This window comes from Stenotrophomonas sp. Steno-Z4, assembly GCF_056393145.1.
Map to the genome: position 1 here is coordinate 65,040 of NZ_JBWJPC010000009.1, position 23,270 is coordinate 88,309.

General features: G+C 68.1%; 21 protein-coding genes. 6 read left to right on the forward strand and 15 right to left on the reverse strand.

What is annotated here, in order from left to right:
- The first annotated feature begins 134 nt into the window (after positions 1 to 134).
- The 3 genes from rnr to rlmB all read left to right on the forward strand — a co-directional run bounded on the left by rnr (position 135) and on the right by rlmB (position 3,778).
- Positions 135 to 2,465, forward strand: coding sequence for a ribonuclease R (rnr, locus tag AC06E7_RS17955; protein WP_478065506.1), 2,331 nt, complete (start codon positions 135 to 137; stop codon positions 2,463 to 2,465).
- A 13-nt stretch (positions 2,466 to 2,478) separates the two neighbouring features.
- A complete protein-coding gene (locus tag AC06E7_RS17960; protein ID WP_210132221.1) occupies positions 2,479 to 2,949 on the forward strand; it encodes a GFA family protein in 471 nt (156 codons plus the stop codon).
- Between the two features lie 85 nt (positions 2,950 to 3,034).
- A complete protein-coding gene (rlmB, locus tag AC06E7_RS17965) occupies positions 3,035 to 3,778 on the forward strand; it encodes a 23S rRNA (guanosine(2251)-2'-O)-methyltransferase RlmB (RefSeq protein WP_068850558.1) in 744 nt (247 codons plus the stop codon).
- 97 nt (positions 3,779 to 3,875) lie between these two features.
- On the opposite strand, the gene AC06E7_RS17970 is transcribed toward rlmB, so the two are convergent.
- From AC06E7_RS17970 to AC06E7_RS17980, 3 genes are read right to left on the reverse strand one after another with little or no spacing between them, the layout of a single operon-like run.
- Positions 3,876 to 5,273: a TolC family protein gene (locus AC06E7_RS17970; RefSeq protein WP_478065507.1), complete on the reverse strand. Its 1,398-nt coding sequence runs from the start codon at positions 5,271 to 5,273 to the stop codon at positions 3,876 to 3,878.
- Positions 5,270 to 7,240 carry a MacB family efflux pump subunit gene (locus tag AC06E7_RS17975; protein ID WP_307107199.1) on the reverse strand — a complete coding sequence of 657 codons (1,971 nt, stop codon included), beginning with the start codon at positions 7,238 to 7,240 and terminating at the stop codon, positions 5,270 to 5,272. The genes AC06E7_RS17970 and AC06E7_RS17975 overlap by 4 nt, the downstream gene beginning before the upstream one ends.
- A complete protein-coding gene (locus AC06E7_RS17980; RefSeq protein WP_478065508.1) occupies positions 7,237 to 8,475 on the reverse strand; it encodes an efflux RND transporter periplasmic adaptor subunit in 1,239 nt (412 codons plus the stop codon). The genes AC06E7_RS17975 and AC06E7_RS17980 overlap by 4 nt, the downstream gene beginning before the upstream one ends.
- Positions 8,476 to 8,693: 218 nt before the next feature.
- On the opposite strand from AC06E7_RS17980, the gene AC06E7_RS17985 reads away from it, so the two are divergent.
- The 3 genes from AC06E7_RS17985 (at position 8,694) to AC06E7_RS17995 (ending at position 13,988) form a co-directional block, all read left to right on the forward strand.
- Positions 8,694 to 9,404, forward strand: coding sequence for a response regulator (locus AC06E7_RS17985; protein ID WP_095363782.1), 711 nt, complete (start codon positions 8,694 to 8,696; stop codon positions 9,402 to 9,404).
- The gene (locus AC06E7_RS17990) at positions 9,401 to 10,810 is read left to right on the forward strand and encodes an ATP-binding protein (protein WP_478065509.1); all 1,410 of its coding nucleotides are present in this window, start codon (positions 9,401 to 9,403) and stop codon (positions 10,808 to 10,810) included. The genes AC06E7_RS17985 and AC06E7_RS17990 overlap by 4 nt, the downstream gene beginning before the upstream one ends.
- 220 nt (positions 10,811 to 11,030) lie before the next feature.
- Positions 11,031 to 13,988 carry a two-component regulator propeller domain-containing protein gene (locus tag AC06E7_RS17995; protein ID WP_478065526.1) on the forward strand — a complete coding sequence of 986 codons (2,958 nt, stop codon included), beginning with the start codon at positions 11,031 to 11,033 and terminating at the stop codon, positions 13,986 to 13,988.
- On the opposite strand, the gene rnt is transcribed toward AC06E7_RS17995, so the two are convergent.
- From rnt to pstS, 12 genes are all read right to left on the reverse strand, one after another.
- Positions 13,989 to 14,576, reverse strand: coding sequence for a ribonuclease T (gene rnt, locus AC06E7_RS18000; RefSeq protein ID WP_068854601.1), 588 nt, complete (start codon positions 14,574 to 14,576; stop codon positions 13,989 to 13,991). It abuts the gene before it with no gap.
- An 84-nt stretch (positions 14,577 to 14,660) separates the two neighbouring features.
- Positions 14,661 to 15,320 (reverse strand): HvfX family Cu-binding RiPP maturation protein, encoded by a 660-nt coding sequence (locus AC06E7_RS18005; protein WP_478065510.1) that lies wholly within the window; start codon positions 15,318 to 15,320, stop codon positions 14,661 to 14,663.
- A 76-nt stretch (positions 15,321 to 15,396) separates the two neighbouring features.
- Complete coding sequence (locus AC06E7_RS18010) at positions 15,397 to 16,152, reverse strand: HvfC family RiPP maturation protein (protein ID WP_217537345.1); 756 nt, start codon at positions 16,150 to 16,152, stop codon at positions 15,397 to 15,399.
- Positions 16,149 to 17,012 (reverse strand): HvfB family MNIO-type RiPP peptide maturase, encoded by an 864-nt coding sequence (locus AC06E7_RS18015; protein WP_478065511.1) that lies wholly within the window; start codon positions 17,010 to 17,012, stop codon positions 16,149 to 16,151. The genes AC06E7_RS18010 and AC06E7_RS18015 overlap by 4 nt, the downstream gene beginning before the upstream one ends.
- Positions 16,999 to 17,349, reverse strand: a complete 351-nt coding sequence (locus tag AC06E7_RS18020; protein WP_478065512.1) for an HvfA family oxazolone/thioamide-modified RiPP metallophore — start codon at positions 17,347 to 17,349, stop codon at positions 16,999 to 17,001. Before AC06E7_RS18020 ends, AC06E7_RS18015 begins: the two co-directional genes overlap by 14 nt.
- 81 nt (positions 17,350 to 17,430) lie before the next feature.
- The gene (locus AC06E7_RS18025; protein WP_068850579.1) at positions 17,431 to 17,940 is read right to left on the reverse strand and encodes an RNA polymerase sigma factor; all 510 of its coding nucleotides are present in this window, start codon (positions 17,938 to 17,940) and stop codon (positions 17,431 to 17,433) included.
- Between the two features lie 222 nt (positions 17,941 to 18,162).
- Positions 18,163 to 18,504: an RcnB family protein gene (locus AC06E7_RS18030; protein WP_478065513.1), complete on the reverse strand. Its 342-nt coding sequence runs from the start codon at positions 18,502 to 18,504 to the stop codon at positions 18,163 to 18,165.
- Positions 18,505 to 18,634: 130 nt separating this feature from the next.
- A complete protein-coding gene (gene phoU / locus AC06E7_RS18035) occupies positions 18,635 to 19,339 on the reverse strand; it encodes a phosphate signaling complex protein PhoU (RefSeq protein WP_068854604.1) in 705 nt (234 codons plus the stop codon).
- A gap of 52 nt (positions 19,340 to 19,391) precedes the next feature.
- A complete protein-coding gene (pstB, locus tag AC06E7_RS18040; RefSeq protein ID WP_068854606.1) occupies positions 19,392 to 20,222 on the reverse strand; it encodes a phosphate ABC transporter ATP-binding protein PstB in 831 nt (276 codons plus the stop codon).
- 19 nt (positions 20,223 to 20,241) lie between these two features.
- Complete coding sequence (gene pstA / locus AC06E7_RS18045) at positions 20,242 to 21,117, reverse strand: phosphate ABC transporter permease PstA (RefSeq protein ID WP_095363776.1); 876 nt, start codon at positions 21,115 to 21,117, stop codon at positions 20,242 to 20,244.
- Positions 21,117 to 22,085, reverse strand: a complete 969-nt coding sequence (gene pstC / locus AC06E7_RS18050; protein ID WP_068850586.1) for a phosphate ABC transporter permease subunit PstC — start codon at positions 22,083 to 22,085, stop codon at positions 21,117 to 21,119. The genes pstA and pstC overlap by 1 nt, the downstream gene beginning before the upstream one ends.
- A gap of 62 nt (positions 22,086 to 22,147) precedes the next feature.
- Positions 22,148 to 23,239, reverse strand: coding sequence for a phosphate ABC transporter substrate-binding protein PstS (gene pstS / locus AC06E7_RS18055; RefSeq protein ID WP_210132228.1), 1,092 nt, complete (start codon positions 23,237 to 23,239; stop codon positions 22,148 to 22,150).
- Positions 23,240 to 23,270: the final 31 nt, after the last annotated feature.

A 23,270-nucleotide genomic window follows, 5' to 3' on the forward strand; every position in this document is an offset into this window, starting at 1 on the left:
CGATGAAATCAAAGAAACCGACCCGGGGCGCAAAAGCCCCCAAGTCCCCGGCGCCCAAGCAGGCTGCCGGTCCGTCGGGCAAGTCCCGCGCCGCTGCCAAGTCCGGCAAGCTGCCGCCCTGGATGCCCGAGTCCATGAGTACCCCCGCACCTCCCCGTGGCGGCAAGCGCTCCGGCCCCCGCCCGGATGGCCCGCCGATTCCGACCCGTCGCAACCCGCGCCCCAGCGCGCCGGTGGGCAGCATGGACGATCCCTTCGCCGCCCGCGAAGCCGAACGCTACGCCCAGCCCATCGCCAGCCGCGAAGCGATCCTGCAGCTGCTGGACCGCTGTGATGGCCCGCAGACCGCCGAGGAAATCGGCATCCAGCTTGGCCTGACCGAGCCCGACCGCGCCGACGCGCTGGGCAAGCGCCTGGGCGCGATGGTGCGCGACGGCCAGCTCGTGCAGAACCGCCGCGGCGGCTTCGCCCCGGTGCAGGCCACCAACCTGATCACCGGCGTGGTGATCGCCAACCCCGAAGGGTTCGGCTTCCTGCGCCCGGTCGACGGCGGCGACGACCTGTTCCTGGCGCCGTATGAAATGCGCAAGGTCATGCACGGCGACCGCGTGCTGGCCAACGTCACCGGCATCGACCGCCGCGGCCGACGCGAAGGCAGCATCGCCCGCGTGCTCGAGCGCGGCATGACCCGCCTGATTGGCCGCTTCAGCGTCGAGTTCGGCATCAATTACGTGGTGCCCGATGACAAGCGCATCCAGCGCAACGTGCAGATCCCGCCTGACCAGACCGGCGATGCCCGCGACGGCCAGCTGGTGGTGTGCGAACTGACCCAGGCACCCGACACCCGTCGCCCGCCGATCGGCCGCATCATCGCCGTGCTCGGCGACAAGCTCACTGCCTCGCTGATCGTGGAAACCGCGATCCACGGCCATGAGCTGCCGTTCGAGTTCCCGCAGCAGGTGCTGGACGAAGCCGCCTCGGTGCCGATGCAGGTGGAGCCGGCCATGATCGGTGACCGCGTCGACCTGCGCAGCACGCCGCTGGTCACCATCGACGGCGAAGACGCCAAGGACTTCGACGACGCGGTCTACTGCGAACCCAACGCCGAAGGCTTCCGCCTGGTGGTGGCCATCGCAGACGTCTCCAACTACGTCCGTCCCGGCACGCCGCTGGACGATGAAGCACAGAAGCGCGCCACCTCGGTGTACTTCCCCGGCTTCGTGGTCCCGATGCTGCCCGAGACGCTGTCCAACGGCATCTGCTCGCTGATGCCCAAGGTCGACCGCATGTGCTTCGTCTGCGACATGCAGGTGAACCGCGACGGCGAAGTGATCCACTCGCGCTTCTACGAAGCGGTGATGAACTCGCACGCGCGCCTGACCTACACCCAGGTCTGGCAGGCGGTGGGCGAAAACGATCCGGCCGCGCGCAATGCCATCGGCGCGCTGCTGCCGCAGGTCGAGCGCCTGCACCAGCTTTACAAGGTGCTGGCCAAGGCCCGCACCCGTCGTGGTGCGATCGAGTTCGAATCCTCCGAAGTTCGCTTCGTGCTCGACAACACCGGCGAAGTCACCCAGGCCGGCATGCTGGTGCGCAACGATGCGCACAAGCTGATCGAGGAATGCATGATCGCGGCCAACGTGCAGGCCGCACGCTACCTGCTGTACAAGCAGGTGCCGGCCCCGTTCCGTGACCACGCCAAGCCGCCGGAAGCCAAGTTCGAGGACCTGCTGGAGTTCCTCAAGGAATTCAAGCTGAGCCTGCCGCTGTGGTCCAAGGTACAGCCGGGCGATTACACCAAGCTGCTCAAGAAGGTGCGCGAGCGCCCCGATTCGGCGCTGATCGAATCGGTGCTGCTGCGCAGCCAGAGCCTGGCGGTGTACTCGCCGGACAACCAGGGCCACTTCGGCCTGGCGCTGGATGCGTATGCGCACTTCACCTCGCCGATCCGCCGTTACCCGGATCTGCTGGTGCACCGTGCGATCAAGCATGCGCTGAGCGGCAAGCCGCTGGAGAAGTTCACCTATACCCAGCGCGAAATGGCCGCGCTGGCGCTGCAGTGCTCCGAACGCGAGCGCCGGGCCGACGAGGCCGAGCGCGAGGTCGACGAGCGCTACCGCGCGGCGTGGATGGAAAAGCACGTGGGCGGCCAGTTTGACGGCGTGATCAGCGGCGTGACCAGCTTCGGCCTGTTCGTGGAACTGGACGATTCCAAGGTCAACGGCCTGGTCCATGTCACCCAGCTGCCGCACGACTATTACCAGTTCGACGCGACCCGCAAGACGCTCAGCGGGGAACGCCGTGGCACCAGTTACCGCCTGGGTGACCGTGTGCGGATCCTGGTGCTCAAGGCCAGCATGGAAGAACGCAAGATCGACTTCCGGCTGGTGGAAGAGAAGGGCGACGAAGAACCCCAGCTGCCGCCCCGCGGCCAGCCGGCCAAGCGGAAGAAGCAGAAATACTGAGGGGAGGCGCCCCATGAACCCGGTTCCCGAATTCTCCGGCGGTTGCCAATGCGGCGCGGTCCGTTTCCATGTCCGCGGCGCCCTGCCGGATCGTTCCGTCTGCCACTGCCGGATGTGCCAGAAGGCCTTCGGGGCGTACTACGCCCCGCTGGTCTCGGTACGCGGGGCCGATTTCCAGTGGACCCGTGGCGAGCCGCGCCGGTTCCAGTCCTCCAACCACTTCCGGCGGGGCTTCTGCGCCGACTGCGGCACGCCGCTGACCTACGAAGGCGAAGACGGCATGGCCGTGGCCGCCGGCGCGTTCGATCAGCCTGAACGGCTGCCACCGACCGTGCAGTACGGCACCGAGTCCAAGCTGCCGTTCGTGGACCAGCTGGGCGCGCTCGAGGTGATCCTGCAGGAAGACGACCCCGACGCAGAGCGCCTGCGCACGCTGGTTTCCCACCAGCACCCGGACCACGACACCCCCCGCTGGCCCCGTTGAGCGGCCGGGCAGGGGCCGGGCGCTACGGCAGCCGGACCGGCAATGCTCTACCATTACCACCCCCTGTACCGGTCCCGCCCCCGCAATGAGCAAGCAAAGCCAGTGGATTGTCGGCGTCAACGCCGTCGCCTCCTCGATCGAGAACGATGCCGAGAACGTCCGCGAAGTGCTCATCGAGGCGAGCGCGAAGAATCCGCGGCTGACCGAAATCGAGGAAAACGCACGCCGCAAGGGCATCGACGTGCGCAAGGTGAACACCCAGGCGCTGGATGGCGTGGGCGGTTCGGTCCGCCACCAGGGCGTGGCTGCGCGCTACCAGGCAGCCCGCACCTACGGTGAGAACGAGCTGGAAGGCCTGGTCGAGGCGGCCGAGGGCAAGGCCCTGCTGCTGATCCTGGACGAGGTGCAGGACCCGCACAACCTGGGCGCCTGCCTGCGCAGCGCGGCGGCCGCCGGTGCCACCGCGGTGATCATTCCCAAGGACAAGTCGGCCACGGTCAATGCCACCGTGCGCAAGACCTCGGCCGGCGCCGCCGACCGCATCCCGGTGGTGGCGGTGACCAACCTGTCGCGCTGCCTGAAGGACCTGCAGAAGCAGGGCGTGTGGATCTACGGCCTGGCCGGCGAAGCCACCACCTCGCTGTATTCGATCGACCTGAAGGGCAACGTGGCGCTGGTGCTGGGCGGCGAAGCCGACGGCATGCGCCGCCTGACCCGCGAAAACTGCGACGGCCTGGTCAAGATCCCGATGCCGGGCGACATCGAGAGCCTGAACGTCTCGGTGGCTGCGGGTGTCAGCCTGTTTGAAGCCGTGCGTCAGCGAAGCTGACGCGCCGCTTCAAACAGGCGGGTAGCAGCCGACCGTTGGTCGGATGACATTCGGGCGGGCGGTGCAACCGCCCGTTGCCTTGAATGCCGTGCGGTGTTCACCCCGCGCTGCCCCCCAACGCCTTGAACAGCGTCACGTCGTTGACCAGCTGTTTCTGCTTCACCGACGCCAGCGACAGTTCGGCGTCGCGCCGGGTCTGCTGCGCTTCCAGCCAGGTGCGCAGGTCGGTGGCGCCGACCCGGTAACGCACTTCGTACATGCGCTCGATCTGCACCGCTTCGTCATACGACGCCTGCGACGCCGCCACCTGGGTGGCGAGCTGGCTGCGCGCGGACAGCGCGTTGTCCACCTCCGACAGCGCCGTGTACAGCGTGCGCCGGAAGGTGTTGGCCGCGATCTGGTAATCGGTACCGGCGATCTTGGTATCCAACTGCGCCTGGCGGAGGTTGAGGAACGGCAGCGACAGCCCCGCACCCAGGGAGGCCACCGGGTTCTTCAGCACATCCGACAGCGTGGTCGCGCCGCTGCTCACCCCGCCGGTCAGGCTCAACGCCGGGTAGTAGCTGGTGGCGGTCACCTTGATGTTCTTCAGGCTGTTGCGCAGGCGCAGTTCGGCTGCGCGCAGGTCCGGGCGCCGGCCCAGCAGGTCGGCCGGCAGGCCTTCGGCGATGGCCGGGCTGCCGGCGCCGTCCAGCGCCTGCGGTTCGTCGGCCTGCGGCCATGGCTGGCCATCCAGCAGCACGGTCAGCGCATTGCGGCTGGCCACGCGCTGCTGCTCCAGCGCGCTCTGCGCGGCACGCTGCGCTTCCAGCTGCTGGGTGGCCTGGCGCACTTCCAGCCGCGATACCGCGCCGGCGGTGAAGCGGGCCTGCACCAGTTCCCGGGTACGCTGCAGGCGTACCAGATTCGCTTCGCCGGCCGCGATGGACTGGTTGAGGTAGGCCAGGGTCCAGTACTGCGTGGCCACGTCGCCGATCACCAGCAGTGCCGTGTTCTGCAGGTCTTCCTCGCTGGCCTGGGCTTCCCACTGCGCGATGTCGCGCTGGGTGCGCAGTCGGCCCCACAGGTCGATTTCCCACTGCAGCGAGACCCCGGCCGAACTGCTGCGGTTCCAGTCGGCGCCCTGGTCGATCGGGCGATTGCCGCTGCTGCCGACGCTGCCCGACGGCTGCGGCCACAGCGCGTTGTCGCTCAGCCCGGCCTGCAGGCGTGCGCGCTGCACCGCCAGCCCGGCCGAGGCCAGGTCGGTGTTGGCCTGCAGCGAACGCGCGATCACGCGGTCCAGCCGCGGGTCGCCGAAGCCGGTCCACCAGGCGTCGTCGCGCACGTCGGTCCGCAGCGGGGAGGGTGCATTGGAGGTTTCCACAGGCGCGTTGCGCTGCGCATCGCCACGGCCGTACACGGCCGGCACGCTGGGCGGGTCTACCTGGTACTGGCCGGTGCTGACGCAGGCCGACAGCAGCAGGGTGGTGGATAACAGGATGGACGTCTTCATTCGCGCGCCAGCGCCTCCACGGGATCGAGTTGGGCCGCATTGCGTGCCGGAAGGAAGCCGAACGCCACGCCGATCAGACTGGAGCACGCGAACGCGGCCACGATCGAGGCAGTGGAGAACAGCATCCTGAAATCAGGGGCGAAGGTGTCGAACACCCAGCCCACCACCAGCGACAGGCCCACGCCCAGCAGGCCGCCGAGCAGGCAGACCAGCACTGCTTCGATCAGGAACTGCTGGCGGATGTCGCTCTGTCGCGCGCCCACCGCCATGCGTACGCCGATCTCGCGGGTGCGCTCGGTGACCGACACCAGCATGATGTTCATCACCCCGATCCCGCCGACCAGCAGCGCGATGGCGGCGATGGCGCTGATCAGCAGCGTCATCGTGCGGGTGGTCTGCTCGATGGTGTCGCGGATCTCGGCGCTGTTGCTGAGGAAGAAGTCCTCCGTGCCATGGCGCATGACCAGCAGCCTGGAAATGGCGGCCTGCGCCGCATCCATCGGGGTGGCATCGTCCACCCGCACGGTGATGCTGGAGACATGGCTCTGGCCGAGCATGCGCGACATCACCGTGGTGTAGGGCACCCAGATCGACAGGCTGGTGCTGCTGCCAAAGCCCATGCTCTGGCGCTGGGCCACGCCGATCACGCGCACCGGCACGTTGCCCAGCAGGATCACCTGGCCGACCGGGTCGGCGCCGTTGGGGAAGAACTGGGTGCGGGTGTTCTCATCGATCACCGCCACCTGCGCCAGCCCCTTCACCGCATCGGCATCGAAGAAACTGCCGGCGCTCAGGGTCACGCCCTTGACCCGGAAGAACTGCTCCCCCACGCCGCTGACCTGGGCCGTGGCCGACTGGTTCCGGTAGCGCGCGGTGACCGACGAAGACACGCTGGGGGTGACGCTGTCGATGTAGCTCTGCCGCGACAACGCGTCGGCATCACTGGCCTTGAGCGTCTGCACTCTTGCCGAGCGCATGTCGCCGAAGCCGCGCCCGGGGTAGACGTCGATGGTGTTGGTGCCCAGCGCGCTGATGTTCTGCAGGATCTGCTGCTGCGAGCCGTTGCCCATCGCCACCACCGATACCACCGAGGCGATGCCGATGATGATGCCGAGCATGGTCAGGAAGGTGCGCAGGCGATGCGCGTTCATTGCCAGCAGCGCCATCCGGAATGCTTCGGTGAAGCGGTCGCGGGCGGCACGCCAGCTGTGGCCTTTGGTGGCGGCCACGGTCGGCGTGCGTTGCGCACGGTAGCTGGGTGCCTTGGGATTGACGCGGTCGGCGATGATCTCGCCGTCGCGGATCTCGATGATGCGCTGGGCGTGCTCGGCCACCGACATGTCGTGGGTGACGATGATGATGGTGTGGCCTTCGGCATGCAGCTCGCCGAGGATGCCCATCACCTCTTCGCCGGATCTGGTGTCCAGCGCGCCGGTCGGCTCGTCGGCCAGGATCACCTCGCCACCGTTCATCAGCGCCCGCGCGATCGACACGCGCTGCTGCTGGCCACCGGACAGCTGGCCTGGCTTGTGCCGCATGCGGTCGCCCAAGCCCAGCCGCTGCAGCAGCTGTTCGGCGCGCGCGCTGCGCACCGGCGCCGGGCTGCCGGCATACACCGATGGCACTTCCACGTTGCCGCGTGCGTCGAGGTCGCCGAGCAGGTGGTAGCGCTGGAAGATGAAGCCGAAATGTTCGCGGCGCAGTTCGGCCAGTTCGTCCGGCAGCATGCTGCCGGTCTCACGGCCGGCCACCTGGTAGCTGCCGCGGGTGGGGCGGTCCAGGCAGCCGAGGATGTTCATCAGCGTCGACTTGCCCGAGCCGGACTGGCCGACGATGGCCACCATCTCGCCGGCGGCGATGTCCAGGTTGACGTCGCGCAGTACGGCAATGGTTTCGTCGCCGGCCGGGAATTCGCGGCGCAGGTCGCGCAGCCGCAGCAGCGGCGCGCCCGTGGGAGCGGTCTTCATCGACGCGGCCCCATGCCCGGGCCACCCATGCGCATCTGCGCGCCACCGCGGTTGCCGCTGCCGGACGCGGCCGGGGTGGCGCTGCCTTCGCCGACCACGACCTTCTCGCCTTCCTTCAGCCCAGACAGCACCTCGACGCTGGAACCGGTGTTGATGCCGATCCTGACCTTGCGCGGCTGCGGCATGCCATCGGCATCGGCCACGCGCACCACGTATTGGCCATCGCGCGATTTCGGCCCCAGCGCCACCGACGGAATGACCAGCACGCCCTTGGCCTGCTTGAGCAGCACCGACACCTGCGCGGTCATGTCGATGCGCAGCGTGCCGTCCGGGTTCTCCACGTCGAACAGGGCGTTGTAATACACCGCCGTACTGGAGCTGGAACTGGACGAACTGGAACTGCTGGAACTGTCGCTGGCGATCGACGACGGCGCCGGATTGATCTGGCGCAGTGTGGCTTGGTACTTGCGATCCGGGTCGCCCAGCGTGGTGAAGTACACCGGCATGCCGGCCTTGATCTTGACCACGTCCGCTTCGGAGACCTCGGCATTGACCGTCACCAGGTCCAGCCGCGCCAGCATCACGATGGTCGGTGCGGTCTGGTTGGCATTCACGGTGCGGCCTTCTTCGGCCACCACCGCGACCACGGTGCCGTCCATCGGCGCGGTGATGCGGGTGTAGGCGAGGTTGGCATTGGCGGTGCCCAGCTCGGTCTGGCGGCCCTGGATCTGCGCGTCATAGGCCTTGACCTGCGCACGGGCGGTCTTGAGCGCGGCCTCGGCGCTGTCGAACTCCGCACGCGAGGTGGCTTCGGCCGCCAGCATTTCCTGCTGACGCGCGAATTCCAGTTCGGCCTGGCGCAGGGTGGCCTGCTGCACCGCGCGCTGGGCGGTGACCTGGTCCAGCGATGCCTGCGCGTTGAGCACGGCGTTGCGCTGGGTGGTGGCGTCGATCTCGGCGATCAGGTCGCCCTGCCTGACGGTATCGCCCAGCTGCACCTTCAGCGATTTGATCTGGCCCGAGGCCTGCGCACCCACGCTGACCAGCTTGTAGGCATCGATCACGCCGGTGGCTTCCACGGTCTGTTCCAGGTCGCCACGGGTCACCGGGCTGGTGGCCAGGGTGGGGGCGCCCGGCTTGCGCAGGGTCCATGCGACAATGCCGCACACCAGCAGGGCCAGGGCGATCAACAGCAGCACGCGGCCGCGACGGGTGGTAGGCAGGCGGGACTTCACGATGATCGTCAACTCGACAGGCCGGCGTGCGGCGTTGTCAGCATTGTGAAGAGCGCCTGTGGAGGGCTCAACGCACGGCATGTAACAGCACGTAACCACGCCCCGGTCCGACGTGTCCTTCTGTATCGTGTGCATGCCTTGAAACATGCATACGCAAACCAGAGGATGCGGTTCAGCTCCCGACAGGGGATCATCGCCGCATGGAGAACACCACTACGATGCAACGCCTGCTGATCGTCGATGACGACAACGACATCCGCCAGCTGCTGGCCGAACAGCTCGGTCGTGCCGGCTACCAGGTCAGCACCGCCAGCGATGGCCAGGGCATGCGCCAGGTGCTGGAACGCGAGCACGTGGACCTGATCGTGCTCGACCTCAACCTGCCGCGCGAGGATGGCCTGACCCTGTGCCGCGACCTGCGCGCGCGCTCGACCACGCCGGTGATCATGCTCACCGCACGCAGCGAACCGATCGACCGCGTGCTCGGCCTGGAAATGGGCGCAGACGACTACCTGGGCAAGCCGTTCGAACCTCGCGAACTGCTCGCGCGCATCCGCAACGTGCTGCGCCGGACCGAAGCGCTGCCGGCCAACCTGGAACCCTTGGCGATCCGCCGCGCGCGCTTCTCGCACTGGATCTTCGACCTGGAGCACCGCCATCTGGTCGACCCGGATGGGCGCGTGGTGGTGCTGTCCGGTGCCGAGTTCCGGCTGCTGCGGGTGTTCGTCGGGCATGCCAACAAGGTGCTCTCGCGTGAGCAGCTGGTGTCGCTCAGCAGCGGGCGCAGCTACGAATCGCAGGACCGTGCGATCGACCTGCAGGTCAGCCGGCTGCGCAACAAGCTGGCCGATGACGGCGGCAGCGACGGCCTGATCAAGACCGTGCGCAATGAAGGCTATGTGCTGGCCACGGCGGTCACGCTGGAATGATGCGCCTGCGCCGCTTCTTCGCGTCGATGGTCGGTCGGCTGTTCGTGATCCTGCTGCTGGGCATGAGCGTGGCGGCCGTCGGTGCCACCATGCTGGCCAGTGCCAAGCGGCAGCAGGAATTCGAGCGGCAGAACCTCAACCGCATCGCCGATCGGCTGCAGGGCTTCGTCAACATGCTCGACGGCGACCCGGAACTGCGCGACCGGCTGCTGACGGTGGGCGGGCCGGCGGTGCGCAGCCTGCCCGAAGGGGCGCGGCTGGGGCGCGAGGATGCGGCGTTGATGGGCATCCTCGACGACCGCCCGGGCCCGGTGGCGCATGCCACCGTGCATTTCACCTCGTTCCGTTCGTGCCTGCCCAAGGCGCAGGAACTGTTGCCGCCCCCTCCGCAGCAGCAGCGGCGCCGGCCGCCGCACGAACGGGACCCGGCCTTCATCCCGCCCAAGTGCCGCGCGGTGCAGGTCCCGCTCAGCGATGGCACGGTGCTGTCGCTGGCGCTGGAATCGCCGGCCATCGCCCACAACGGCATCCTCGCGGTGGACCCGCTGTTCCTGACCCTGCTGGTGCTGGCGATCGGCGTGCTGGCCTACGTGGTTGCGCGCATTGCCAGCGCGCCGCTGCAGCGGCTGGCCTCGGCCGCGGCCGAGCTGGGCGACGACCTGCAGCGTGCGCCATTGCCGGTGACCGGGCCGCTGGAAGTACGCCGCGCCGCCGAAGCCTTCAACGCGATGCAGAAGCGCCTGCAGCGCACGCTGGGTGAGCGCACCCAGATGCTGGCGGCGATCACCCATGACCTGCAGACGCCAGTGACCCGCCTGCGGCTGCGGCTGGAAAACGTAACCGACGAAGCCCTGCGCGAGCGCCTGATCGGCGACCTGGGTGCGATGCAGGCGCTCATCCGCGAGGGCCTGGAACTGGCCCGCAGCGCCGAGAGCGCCGAGCCACGTGCCGCGCTGGACCTGGATTCGCTGCTGGAAAGCCTCGTCGAGGACGCGGTCGAGGCCGGCGCCGACGCCCGCTTCGAGCAGGGCAGTGGCGCGGTGCTGATGCTGCGCCCGCTGGCCATGCACCGGCTGTTTTCCAACCTGATGGACAACGCGCTGGGCTACGGCGGCACGGCCCGGGTGCGGGTCGAGCAGGGCGCGGACGGGGTGCGGGTACGGGTGCGCGACAGCGGTCCGGGCCTGGCCGAGGACGACCTGGAAACCGTGTTCGACCCGTTCGTGCGCCTGGAAACCTCGCGCTCGCGGGCGACGGGCGGGGCCGGGCTGGGGCTGACCATCGCCCGCGCGCTGGCCGAGAAGGACGGCGCCACCCTGCGCCTGCGCAACCATCCGCAGGGCGGGCTGGAGGCCGTCGTGCACTGGCCGGCGCCACCGCGCCCGCCGGCACCCCGCGCCGGCTGATCGCACAGGAGGCAAACGGGCGCGGTTTTGCCTACTATGGGCAACCCCCGCCCGTATTCGCCGCATGAGTGCGCCCGATCTGGCTGGTTTCCACCCCGGCGCCGCGCTGTCCGCGCCGTGCCCTTCCCGCGCCCCTGGCGGATCCTGACGGATGAGCCAAGGGGGAGGCGGGAACCGGTGGCGGCCGGTACATGCAGTAGTGACCGTGCAGCGCCTGTGCCTGGCGCTGGTGTTGCTGTGCCTGGTGTTCGGGGTACCGGCCACATCGGCCGCGCAGGATGGTCCCCCGCCGCTGCGCGACTACGCCATCGATGTCTGGACCTCGCGCAACGGCCTGCCGCACAACTCGCTGCGTGACATCGCGCAGACGCCGGAGGGCCACCTGTGGTTCGCCACCTGGGAAGGGCTGGTGCGCTACAACGGGCTGGACTTCACCGTGTTCGACCGCAGCACCCGGCCGGGCCTGCGCGACAACGGGGTGGGCGCGCTGTTCGTCGACCGCGAGGGCGGGCTGTGGATCAGCGATTCGCGCGGCAACGTCACCCGGCGCAGCGCCGACGGCCGCTGGCAGGTGTTCGCACACCAGCCGCCGGCCCCGCAGGTGCTGATCCAGGCCATGCAGATGGACAGCCATGGCCGGCTCTGGCTGCTGTATGAGGGCAATGGCATCGGCAGCCTGACCCGCGACGGCCACTTCGACTACCAGAAGCCGCCGGCCGACGTGCCGATGGCCATGAGCTTCACCAAGCTGGTGGTGGATGCGCAGGACCGGGTCTGGGTGGGCACGCTGGACGGCCTGGTGGTGCGCGGCACCGACGGCGTGCTGCGCCGCGCACCGGAGAGCTACGGCCTCGGCCACGGCCTGGTGTGGCCGTACCGCGCACCCGACGGCGTGCTGTGGATCGTGGCTGGCGAGCGCATCTACCGCATGCTCGATGGCATGCCGCAGTTGCAGCACCGCCTGGCCCCGGGCATGCACATCACCTCGATGCTGCAGGACCGCCACGGCGACCTGTGGCTGGGGACCGAAAACCAGGGGCTGCTGCGCCTGTCGCGGCACGGAGTGGAGCGCCTGCCGGCCGGGCTTTCACTGCCCGGGGGCAGGGTGGTGAGCCTGCGCGAAGACGCCGAAGGCAGCATCTGGGTCGGTGCCAACGGCGGCCTGTACCGGTTGCGCGAAACGCTGTTCAGCAGTTTCACCGAGCGTGACGGGCTCAGCGGCGATTACGTGCGCACCGTGCTGGAAGACCGTGACCGCCAGCTGTGGGTGGGCAGTGCCAGTGGCCTGGACCGGCGCGACGCACAGGGCGTGTTCCATCCGGTGCCGCTGCGCAACCGCGGCGGCAAGACACCGTCGGTGCTGAGCCTGGCCCAGGACCATGCAGGCGGGTTGTGGGTGGGGACGTTTGGAGACGGCATCCTGCACCTGGACGGGCAGGGCCGCATGCTGCGCAGCTACGGTGCCGACGACGGCCTGCTCGGCGGCAACATCCGCGCGATGAGCGTGGATCGCGAAGGCGCTGTATGGGCCGGTACCCAGAAGGGCGTCGCCCGGCTCGATGCCAATGGGGTAACCGTGCCGATGGTGCCGGGCATGCCCACCGGCCTGGTCACCGCGCTGGCCCACGATGCCGAAGGCGACCTGTGGGTGGGCACCATCGAAGGCATCAGCGTGCTGCGCGGCGACCATGTGCAGCGCATCGACCTGGCTCCGCTGGGCGGCGGTCGCAGTGTGTTCGGTTTCCAGCAGATCGGCGATGCGATGTGGATCAGCAGCGACCGCGGCCTCTATCGCTACCAGGACGGTACCCTGTCGCGGGTGGGGCTGGAGCAGGGCATGCCGGTCGATACCGTGTTCCAGCTGGTACCGGACCGGGTCGGCAACGTCTGGATCAGCAGCAACCGTGGCGTGCTGCGCACCGACATGGCCATGCTCAACGACGTGGCCGACGGGCGCACGCGGCGGATCGAGGTCGAGCATTACAACGAAATCGACGGCATGGCCAATTCGCAGGCCAACGGCAGCTCCGGCCCCTCGGCGATCCTGCGCCAGGACGGCACGTTCTGGGTGGTTACCGCCGGCGGCCTCAGCACGGTGGACCCGCTGCGCCTGCAGCGCTTCCGCGAACGGCTGGCGCCGCCGGCGGCGATCGAAACGGTGCTGGTCGATGGCGTGCCGCTGCACTGGCAGGGCGCCAACCACAACACGCTGCCCGGTGGTCGCCGGCTCAGCATCAGCTACGTGGGCCTGAGCTATCTCATGTCCGAACGCATCCGCTACCGCACCCGGCTGGAAGGCCTGGACAGCGCGTGGATCGAACGCGGCCAGCAGCGCAGCGTGGAGTTCATCGGCCTGCCGCCGGGCGATTACACCCTGCACGTGTCCGCGGCCCACCCGGGCGGCGCCTGGGGCGACAGCGAGGCGGTGTGGTCGTTCACGGTGGAACCGTTCCTGTGGCAGCGGCGCAGCGTGCAGTTCGTCTGTGGCCTGCTGCTGCTGGCCGGGCTGGTGGCGTTGTACCGCTACCTGATCAAGCGTTACAAGGCCAGCAACGTACGCCTGGCACGCAAGGTCGATGCCGCCACCCGCGACCTCAAGGCGCAGACCGCCAGCCTGCAGGCGTTGAACGAAGAGAAGACCCAGCTGGCCGCGCGTTTGGCAGTGCAGGCCGAACAGTTCGAGCGGCAGGCGCGCGAGGATGCGCTGACCGGGCTGCCCAACCGCCGCGCGTTCGACGAAGCGCTGGCGCGCGACTTCGCCCGCTCGCAACGCAGCGGCCACCCGCTGTGCCTGGTGGTGCTGGACATCGACCACTTCAAGGAAGTGAACGACCAGCACAGCCACAGCGTGGGCGACGTGGTGCTGACCGAAGTGGCGCGGGTGATCGCGTCGGCCTGCCGTGATTCGGACATGCCCGCGCGCACCGGCGGTGAGGAATTCACGCTGCTGCTCAACGACACCCGCCTGGCCGAAGCGGCACAGGTCTGCGCGCGCCTGCGCGGGCTGTTCCATGACCATCCGGACTGGGCTGGCGTACCTGGCCTGCAGGTGACCTTCAGCGCCGGGCTGGTCGAACTGGAGGCCGGGGACCGCACCCCGATGCTGCTCTACCAGCGCGCCGACCGCGCGCTGTACCGTGCCAAGAGCGAAGGCCGCGACCGCACCGCGATCGGCTGATCAGGGGCGCGGCCAGGCGTTGGCGATCTTGCAGAACAGCTTGGCGGTCTGCTCGGTGTCATACACCGCGCTATGCGCTTCTTCCGCATCCCACCCAAGACCGGCAGCCGTGGCCGCCCGTGCCAGCACGGTCTGGCCATAGGCGATGCCGGCCATGGTCACCGTGTCGAACACGCTGAAGGGGTGGAACGGGTTGCGTTTGTGCCCGACCCGGTTCACCGCCGCATTGATGAAGCCCAGGTCGAAGTGCGCGTTGTGGCCGACCAGGATGGCGCGCTGGCAGCCGTACTTCTTCACCGCCGCGCGCACCGGCGCGAAGATGTGGTCCAGCGCGTCCTTTTCCGCCTTGGCCAGCCGGAACGGATGGTCGAGGATGATGCCGGTGATCTCCAGCGACTTCGGGTCGATGTCCAGCCCTTCGGCCGGCACCACGTGGGCGCTGGCGGTCTGCCCGGGAAAGAGCAGGCCGTTGTCGTCCATTTCGATCGGCACCGCGGCGATCTCCAGCAGCGCATGGCGCTGGCTGTCGAAGCCGCCGGTTTCCACATCCACCACCACCGGCAGGAAGCCACGGAAGCGGGTCGCCATCATGCGCTGGGCGGCAGAGGGCATGTCTTCAGCGGCCACCGGCGCGCCGGTGGTCTGGGTGGGGTCTTGAGTCATGCAGCGAGTTTAGCAGAGCGGCCTGACCGTCCCATGGCGGCGGTGCCAGACCGCCACGCCAAGCAAGGCGGTGCCAACTGTGGCCAACACCAGGGCCGGACCCGGCAGCAGCCACCCCAGCGGCCAGGCGGCGGCCAGCGCCAATCCGCCCCAGGCCAGCGCGTCGGCCCGGCCGCGCGGATCCCGGAGCAGCCAGCCATCCACGCTCAGCCGCCCGGCACCCTGCAGCAGCAGCGGCAGCAGCATGGCGACGAACAACAGCGGCAGCTTGAAGTTGCCCTGGCCCTGGTCGCTGATCGCATAGCCCTGCGCCAGCGAGGCGAGCGAGTCCCACTGCGCAGGCCAATGGACGGCAGCGGTCGCCACTACCGTCAGCCCGATCAACAGCGCGGCGGTGGCCCGGGTGGCCACGCCCAGCAGCAGGCAGATGCCGCCGATGAGTTCGATCCACGTCGCCGCCTGCCAATTGAACTCGGCCGGCAACCAGCGCAGTGGCAGCGGAAAGTTCGATTGCACGTTGTCGAACCAGTTCACCCCGCGCCATTTCTCCAGCCCGGATTCCAGATATTCCCAGGCCAGCAGCACGCGCAGTCCCAGTGGCGCAAGCCAGGCGCCGAGTCCATCAAGACGGGGGCGCAGGGTGGAGGCAAGGCAGCGGGGGAAATGCATGGGGACAGCCCGGTAAGTGGAGGTCCCTTGAAGAGGGCCAGCGCGCGATGAACGATGCGGGCGCCGGCGGCATCGTTCAGCCGTGGGTTGGGGACCGGGCAGGACCGATCACGCCGGTCGCGAGCAACTGCGCCAACAGGGCACGTCCGGCCGGTTCCAGCCCGGCCGCGTCCAGTCCATTCGCCTCGGCCAGCTGCGCAAGGTGCGCGGCGCCGCTGCGGTGTCCGGGGGCCTGCATCTGGATCAGCAGCTGCCACGCCAACGGGCTGAGCTGCGAAAACACGATGCGGCCATCGGCCAGCCGGCGTGCCAGCAGGAAGGTCGGTTCGGGCGGCGGGTCCACCGGCTGGAAGGCTGCCCCGATCTGCTGCACCGGCCACTGGTACGCCAAAGGCCATGCCAACGGGGAACGCTGCAGCAGGCAGCGCCAGGCATCGATATCCGGACGAGGCGGTTCGAGCGGCAGCGCATCCTGCGACTGCAAGGCCAGTTCCACCCATTCGTAATGCGCCAGCTCGGCCAGGAACGGACGCGGCAGCGTGTCCTGCCGCTGCAGCCACTGCACGAACTCGGCAGCGACCTCGGTGAACAACGGCGAGGCGCAGCGGTGCTCGATGAAGTAGCGCCGGCACAGCGCCTGCCATTCCGCGCCGTCCAGCATCTGCAGCAGTACCGGGAAACTGCTGCCCAGCAGCGCCTGCAGGTTGTTGAACAGCAGATCGCGGTAGATCTGCAGCCGCCGCGGCTCCAGGTCGGGAGGCGACGGTTCATGCGCCGGATCGCGCAGGTGGCGGGTCAGGGCGAACTGCTGGTCACGCAACAGGTCGCTCATGCCGCCGCATCCAGGATGCGGCGCATCTGCCGCAGCTCCGCCTGCAGTTCGGCATACGGCGGCAGGTTGAAGTCGCGTTCGAGCAGGCCAGGACGCGGGCCGAACCGGGCGCAGGCATGTTCCAGCAGCGCCCACACCGGCCCCACCACGGGGCTGCCATGGGTGTCGATCTTCAGGTCATCGGCTTCATCGAAGTGCCCGGCCACATGCAGGCAGACGATGCGTTCGGCAGGCAGGCCGTCGATGTACGCGACCGGGTCGAAGCCATGGTTGATGGCGTTGACGTAGACATTGTTGACGTCCAGCAGCAGGTCGCAGTCCGCTTCCTGCAGCACCGCCGTGGTGAATGCCAGTTCGCTCATCGCCGCATGCGGGGTGAGGTAGGTGGATACATTCTCCACTGCGATGCGCCGGCCCAGCCGGTCCTGCACCTGTGCGATGCGGGCCGCGGTGTGGCGGATGGCCTCGTCGGTGAACGGCAGCGGCAGCAGGTCATACAGGTGGCCGTCGTCGCTGCAGTAGCTCAGGTGTTCGCTGTAGAGGCGCACACCGTGTGCGTCCAGGAAACGCCCGACCTGGTCGATGAACGCCACGTCCAGCGGCGCGCTGCCGCCCAGCGACAGTGACAGTCCATGGCAGGTCAGGGGATGGCGCGCGCTGAGCCCGCGCAGGCGCTCGCCCATCACGCCGCCCAGCCCGATCCAGTTCTCCGGCGCGCACTCGAGGAAATCGAAATCGCCCGGCGGTGCCTGTTCCAGGTCATCGAGCAGGGCGCGGCGCAGCCCCAGTCCCACCGCCGTTGCAGGCAACGGCAGTGGGCGTGCAGGGCTCACGCGGGTGCGCGGATCAGTGCCCGGCACCGCACTTGCCTTCGCCGCACTTGCCTTCGGCGGTCTTCTTGGCGGCAGGCGCAGGCTTGGCCTTGGTCTTGTCGGCGCCACACTTGCCTTCGCCACACTTGCCCTCCGCGGGCTTCTTTTCGGCAGCATGCGAGGTGGCCTTGTCGGCACCGCACTTGCCTTCGCCGCATTTGCCTTCGGCCGTCTTGGAATCGGCTTTGGGCGCGGCCTGGGCAGCCAGGGCGTAGCCCTGGGCCAGGTCGGTCATCGACAGGGCCGAGGCGGTCCCGGCCAGGCCGAGGCCGCCGGCAAGCGCGGCACAGGCCAGCAGGGAAGCGTGTTTGGTGGAGAGGGTCATGCGCAAAGCTCCTTGTAATGCCCTTTCATGGGCAGGGGTGTTGCCGGGGAAGCATGCCGGATTGCCGGCACGCGGGGAACATCAGGCCAGGTACTCGCGGGCCATGACGCGGGCGCGGTGCAGCCGGGCCTTGATGGTTTCGGGGGTGGTGGCCAACCGTGCGGCCAGTTCGGCGATCGACAACCCCTCCAGGTCGCGCAGCAGGATCACTTCGCGGTAATGGGCGGGCAGCGATTCGAGCGCAGCGGCGCAATCGCGGCGCAGGTCCAGGTTGTCGCGCTGGGCCGGCGGCAGGATCTCCTCGCGCAGTTCTTCGTGCCGCCACTGGCAGCGCGCACGCTTGAGCCGGTTGCACTCGCGCTTGACGATGCGGAACGCCCACGAGGTGAAACACTCGACCAGGCGCAGGTCGCACAACCGTCGTGAAACGGTGATCAGGCTTTCCTGCACCGCGTCCTCAACATCGTTGATGACGCAGTGGTACTCGGCATAGCGGCGCAGGTGCTGGCGCGAATGGCGCAGGACGCGGTCCAGCGCGGCGCGGTCGCCGCGATGGGCGGCGGCAAGTTCGTGCGGGCAGAGGCGGTGCATGCGGTCGGCGGATCCTGTTCAACGTGGCACAGGATAAGAGCGTGCGCGGGGCCGCAAGGATGCGCGGGTCGCCGATCTGAGACAGGGGCGATTCAGTACCAATGGTGCGTTCGCGACATTACCGGATGTTCGCGACACCCCGGGACGGCGATGACCCGGCCGCAAACGCAGACGCGCCGGGAGGACCCGGCGCGTCGCGTGGACTGGGCTGTCGCCAGTGAATCAACGGCCGTTGAGCACCACGTCGGCGATCAGGCCGGTGGCGACCGCGATCAGCACGTAGCGGTCATCTACCTTGCGCCACTGCTGGCCGCGCTTGGGCGCATGCAGGCCGTGGCGCCTGTAGTCGCTTACGTACGCGCCACGATGATCCTTGTCCAGGTGGCCGCCACGGCGCGGCGGATCGTGGCGGTCGTGCCCGCGCGACGGGCCATGTTTGCGGTCATCGCGCTGGTCATGGCGGTCGCGGTTGTCGCGGTCGTCATGGTGGGGCGGGGCGGCGAAGGCGGAACCGGTCGCGGCAAGCAGGGTCAGCGACAGCGTAGCGGCGAGGAAACGTTTCATGGTGCAGGCCCTCTGGAGCGGTGGGGTGGAACGCAGGTCCAGAGTGGAATTTTTCAGCTGAATAGGCAATTAAAAAAGGCCGATACGCAGTATCGGCCTGTATCGGCGTGTAACACGCCCCGGCGCGTGCTTACAGGCGCTCGGTACTGGTCTCGTCGCGCTTCTCGCGCGGCGGCAGCGCCTGCTCGCCGTGCACCAGGAACCACACGTTCTCGGCGATGTTGGTGGCGTGGTCGCCCACGCGTTCCAGGTTCTTGGCCATGAACAGCAGGTGGGTGCACGGGGTGATGTTGCGCGGGTCTTCCATCATGTAGGTCAGCAGCTCGCGGAACAGCGCGGTGTACTGCGCGTCCAGCCGGGCATCGTCCTCGCGCAGCGCCAGCGCGGCGGCGGCGTCGTTGTCGCGGTAGGCCTCGATGGCACGCCGCACCTGCTGGGCGGCCAGCCGGCCCAGCGACCGCAGGCCCTGGATCTGCGGCAGCGGCGGCACTTTGCTCAGCGCGATCGAGCGCTTGGCGACGTTGGCCGCATAGTCGCCGATCCGCTCGATGTCGGCCGGGATGCGCAGGCCGGCCAGGATCTCGCGCAGGTCGCGCGCCATCGGGCCGCGCAGCGCCAGGCGCATCACGTCATGGCTGATCTGCTGCTCCAGGCTGTCGATCGCCTCATCGTTGGCGATGATGCGCTGGGCAGCGTTGTCGTCGCGGCGCTCGATCACGTCCAGCGCCGCTTCCAGCTGCGCTACGGACATTTCGCCCATGCGCACGATTTCGGCCACCAGCCGCTGCTGTTCTTCGTCGTAGCTCTTGACGATGTGGTCGTTCGGAATGTTCATTGTGATGTGCTCGATTGTCTGGTTGGTGGCATCGTCGCGCAAGCGGCCTGGCTCAGCCGAACCGCCCGGTGATGTAATCCTCGGTCTGCTGCTTGTTCGGCTGCGAGAAGATCACTTCGGTGCGGTCGTGTTCGATCAGGTCGCCCAGGTACATGAAGGCGGTGTAGTCGGACACGCGCGCGGCCTGCTGCATGTTGTGGGTCACGATCACGATGGTGTAGTCGTGCTTGAGCTCTTCCACCAGCTGCTCGATGCGGCTGGTGGAGATCGGGTCCAGCGCCGAGGTTGGCTCGTCGAGCAGCAGCACGTCCGGGCGCAGGGCCACGGCACGGGCGATGCACAGGCGCTGCTGTTGGCCACCGGACAGGCCCAGCGCGCTCTGGCCGAGCTTGTCCTTCACTTCGTCCCACAGCGCACCTTGGCGCAGCGCATGTTCGACGCGGTCGTTCATGTCCGCCTTGGACAGCTTTTCGTGGTGGCGGATGCCGTAGGCGACGTTCTCGAAGATGGTCATCGGGAACGGCACCGGCTTCTGGAACACCATGCCGACCTTGCTGCGCAGGCGGTTCATCGGGTACTTGGGCGAGAGGATGTTCTCACCATCCAGCAGCACTTCGCCGCGCGCTTCCAGCTTCGGGTACAACGCGTAGATGCGGTTGAAGATGCGCAGCAGGGTGGACTTGCCGCAGCCGGATGGACCGATCAGCGCGGTGACGCGCTTCTCGGGCACTTCCAGGCTGATGTTCTTCAGTGCATGGAACTTGTCGTAGTAGAAATCCAGGCCACGGGCGGCCAGCTTGATCGGCGCCGGGTTGCCCAGCGATTCATGCGAGGCCGGCACCGCGATGCGCTGCATCGGCACGGCATTGGTGAGGTCGTTCATGGCGGTGTCCGCGGAAAGGTCAGTCATGGGAGATACGGTTGCGCAGCAGGATGCCGCGCGCCGAAAGGCTTACCAGCAGCACGAACAGGGTCAGCACCAGGGCGCCTGCCCAGGCCAGCGTCTGCCAGGATTCGTAGGGGCTGCCGGCGAACTGGTTCATCACCACCGGCACGCTCGCCATCGGCTGGAACACGTTGCTGTTCCAGTACTGGTTGCCGAAGGCGGTGAACAGCAGCGGCGCGGTTTCGCCGGAGATGCGTGCCAGGGCGAGCAGGATGCCGGTGACGATGCCGGCGGCGGCGCTGCGGTACAGCACCTGCACGGTGACCTTCCACTGCGGGATGCCCAGCGAGAGGGCCGCTTCGCGCATCTGCGAGGGCACCAGGCGCAGCATTTCATCGGTGGTGCGTACCACCACCGGCAGCACGATGAAGGACAGCGACAGCGCGCCGGCGAAGGCCGAGAACTGGCCGCCGGTCTGCATCACGTACAGGGTGTACACGAACAGGCCCAGCACGATGGACGGTGCCGAGAGCAGGATGTCGTTGACAAAACGCACCACCGTGCCTGCCTTGCGGAAGTTGCCGTACTCGGCCAGCCAGGTGCCGGCCAGCACGCCCAGCGGCGTGCCGATGGCGATCGCCAGCGCGCACATCACCGCGCTGCCGAAGAAGGCATTGGCCAGGCCGCCTTCCTGCATGGGCGGCGGGGTCATCTTGGTGAACAGGTCCAGGTTGATCCCGGGCAGGCCCTTGGAGGCCAGGGTGAACAGGATCCAGCCCAGGAAGAACAGGCCGAACAGCGCGGTCAGGCAGGACAGCAGCAGCGCGACGATGTTGACGATGCGGCGGCGCAGGTACAGCGGCTGCGGGTTGTTGGCGACGGCGGTGCTCATCAGTTGCCCTCCTTGCGGGACAGGCGCATCAGCATCAGGCGGGCGATTGCCAGCACCACGAACGTTACGATGAACAGCACGAAGCCGAGCAGCAGCAGCGCCGAGCGGTAGGTCTCGGTGGCCTCGCCGAAGTCATTGGCGATCAGCGCGGCGATGGTGGTGCCCGGTTCCAGCAGCGAGGGCGACAGGCGCACGCTGTTGCCGATCACGAAGGCCACGGCCATGGTTTCACCCAGCGCACGGCCCAGGCCGAGGAAGATGCCGCCGATCACGGCCGAGCGCGTGTAGGGAAGCACGATGTCCCAGCTTACTTCCCACTTGGTGGAGCCCAGCGCGTAGGCCGATTCCTTCAGGCGGGTCGGCACGGTCAGGAACACTTCGCGCATTACCGAGGAGATGAACGGAATGACCATGATCGCCAGCACGAAGCCGGCGGTCAGCACGCCGATGCCCAGCGGCGGGCCCTGGAACAGCGGGCCGATGATCGGCCATTCGCCCAGGGTTTCATTGAGGGTCGGGGTAACGTACTCGGTCATCACCGGAACCAGCACGAACAGGCCCCACATGCCGTAGATGATCGAGGGGATGCCGGCCAGCAGTTCGATGGCGGTACCGACCGGGCCGCGCATCCAGCGCGGGGCCACTTCGGTGAGGAAGAAGGCGATGCCGAAGCTCACCGGCACCGCGATCAGCATCGCGATCAGGGCGGTGACCAACGTGCCGTAGATCGGTGCCAGCGCACCGAACTTGTTCTCCACCGGATTCCAGTCGGAAGAATAGAAGAAGCTCAGGCCCTGCTCCTGCAGGGCATGGCGGCCGCCCCACAGCATCGAGAGCGCGGCGCAGGCCAGGGCGACCAGGACCAGGACGACGGTGGCGATCAGCACCCACCGGAACAGTTTGTCATTGCGGGCGTCACGCAGGTCGCGGGTGGACGGTGCGGGAACAGGCTGGGCGATGGCATTCATGGGTAAGGCTGGGGCCCGTTAGGTAGGGGGCAGGCCCGCGCAGCGCGCGGGCCTGGGTTGCATCATTTGAATTCAGCGGTCCAGTAACCTTCGATCTGCTTCACCAGTTCCGCCGGCAGCGGCACGTAGTGCAGTTCATTGGCCTGGGCCTGGCCGTTCTCGAAGGCCCACTTGAAGAACGCCAGGGTGTCCTTGCTGCGCTTGGCATCCTTGGCCTGCTTGTGCATCAGCATGAAATTGGTGGCGGTGATCGGCCACGCCTGGTCGCCCGGGGCGTTGGTGATGACCAGGTTGAAGTCCTTGGCGCTGGCCCAGTCGGCGCTGGCTGCGGCGGCACCGAAGGTTTCCGCGGTCGGCTGCACCCAGTTGCCGGCGGCGTTCTGCATCGAGGCATACGGCATGCCGTTCTGCAGCGCGTAGGCCAGTTCGACGTAGCCGATCGAGCCCTTGATCTGCTTCACGTACGAGGCCACGCCTTCATTGCCCTTGCCACCCACGCCGTCCGGCCACTGCACCGAGGTGCCTTCGCCGACCTTGCTCTTCCAGTCCGGGCTGACCTTGGACAGGTAGTTGGAGAAGTTGAAGGTGGTGCCCGAGCCGTCCGAACGGTGGACCAGGGTGATCTTGCCGTCCGGCAGCTTCACGCCCGGGTTGGCGGCCACGATGGCCGGGTCGTTCCAGGTCTTGACCTTGCCCAGGAAGATATCGGCCAGCAGCGGGCCGCTCAGGCGCAGCTTGCCGGCTTCCAGGCCGTCGATGTTCACCACCGGGACAACGCCGCCGATGGCGGACGGGAACTGGCCCAGGCCGGCCTGGGCGAGCTCTTCGCTGGACAGCGGCTTGTCGGAAGAACCAAAGTCGACCGTGCCGGCCTTGATCTGGGCGATACCGCCACCCGAACCGATCGACTGATAGTTGACCTTGGCGCCAGTGGCGGCGTTGTAGTCGGCCGACCACTTGGAGACCAGCGGGAAGATGAAGGAGGCGCCGGCGCCGGAAATCTCGGCGGTCAGCTTGTCGCCGGCGGCCGGAGCAGCGGCGGGCGCGCCTTCTGCCGGGGCGTTAGCCTGGCCTTCGGCGGCCGGCTTGCAGGCGGACAGGCCCAGCGCGATGGCCAGGGAAAGGGCGGCGAAGCCGGCCGTATGCAGTTTCATGCGTCACTCCGTAGCGGGATAGGGGGCCGGT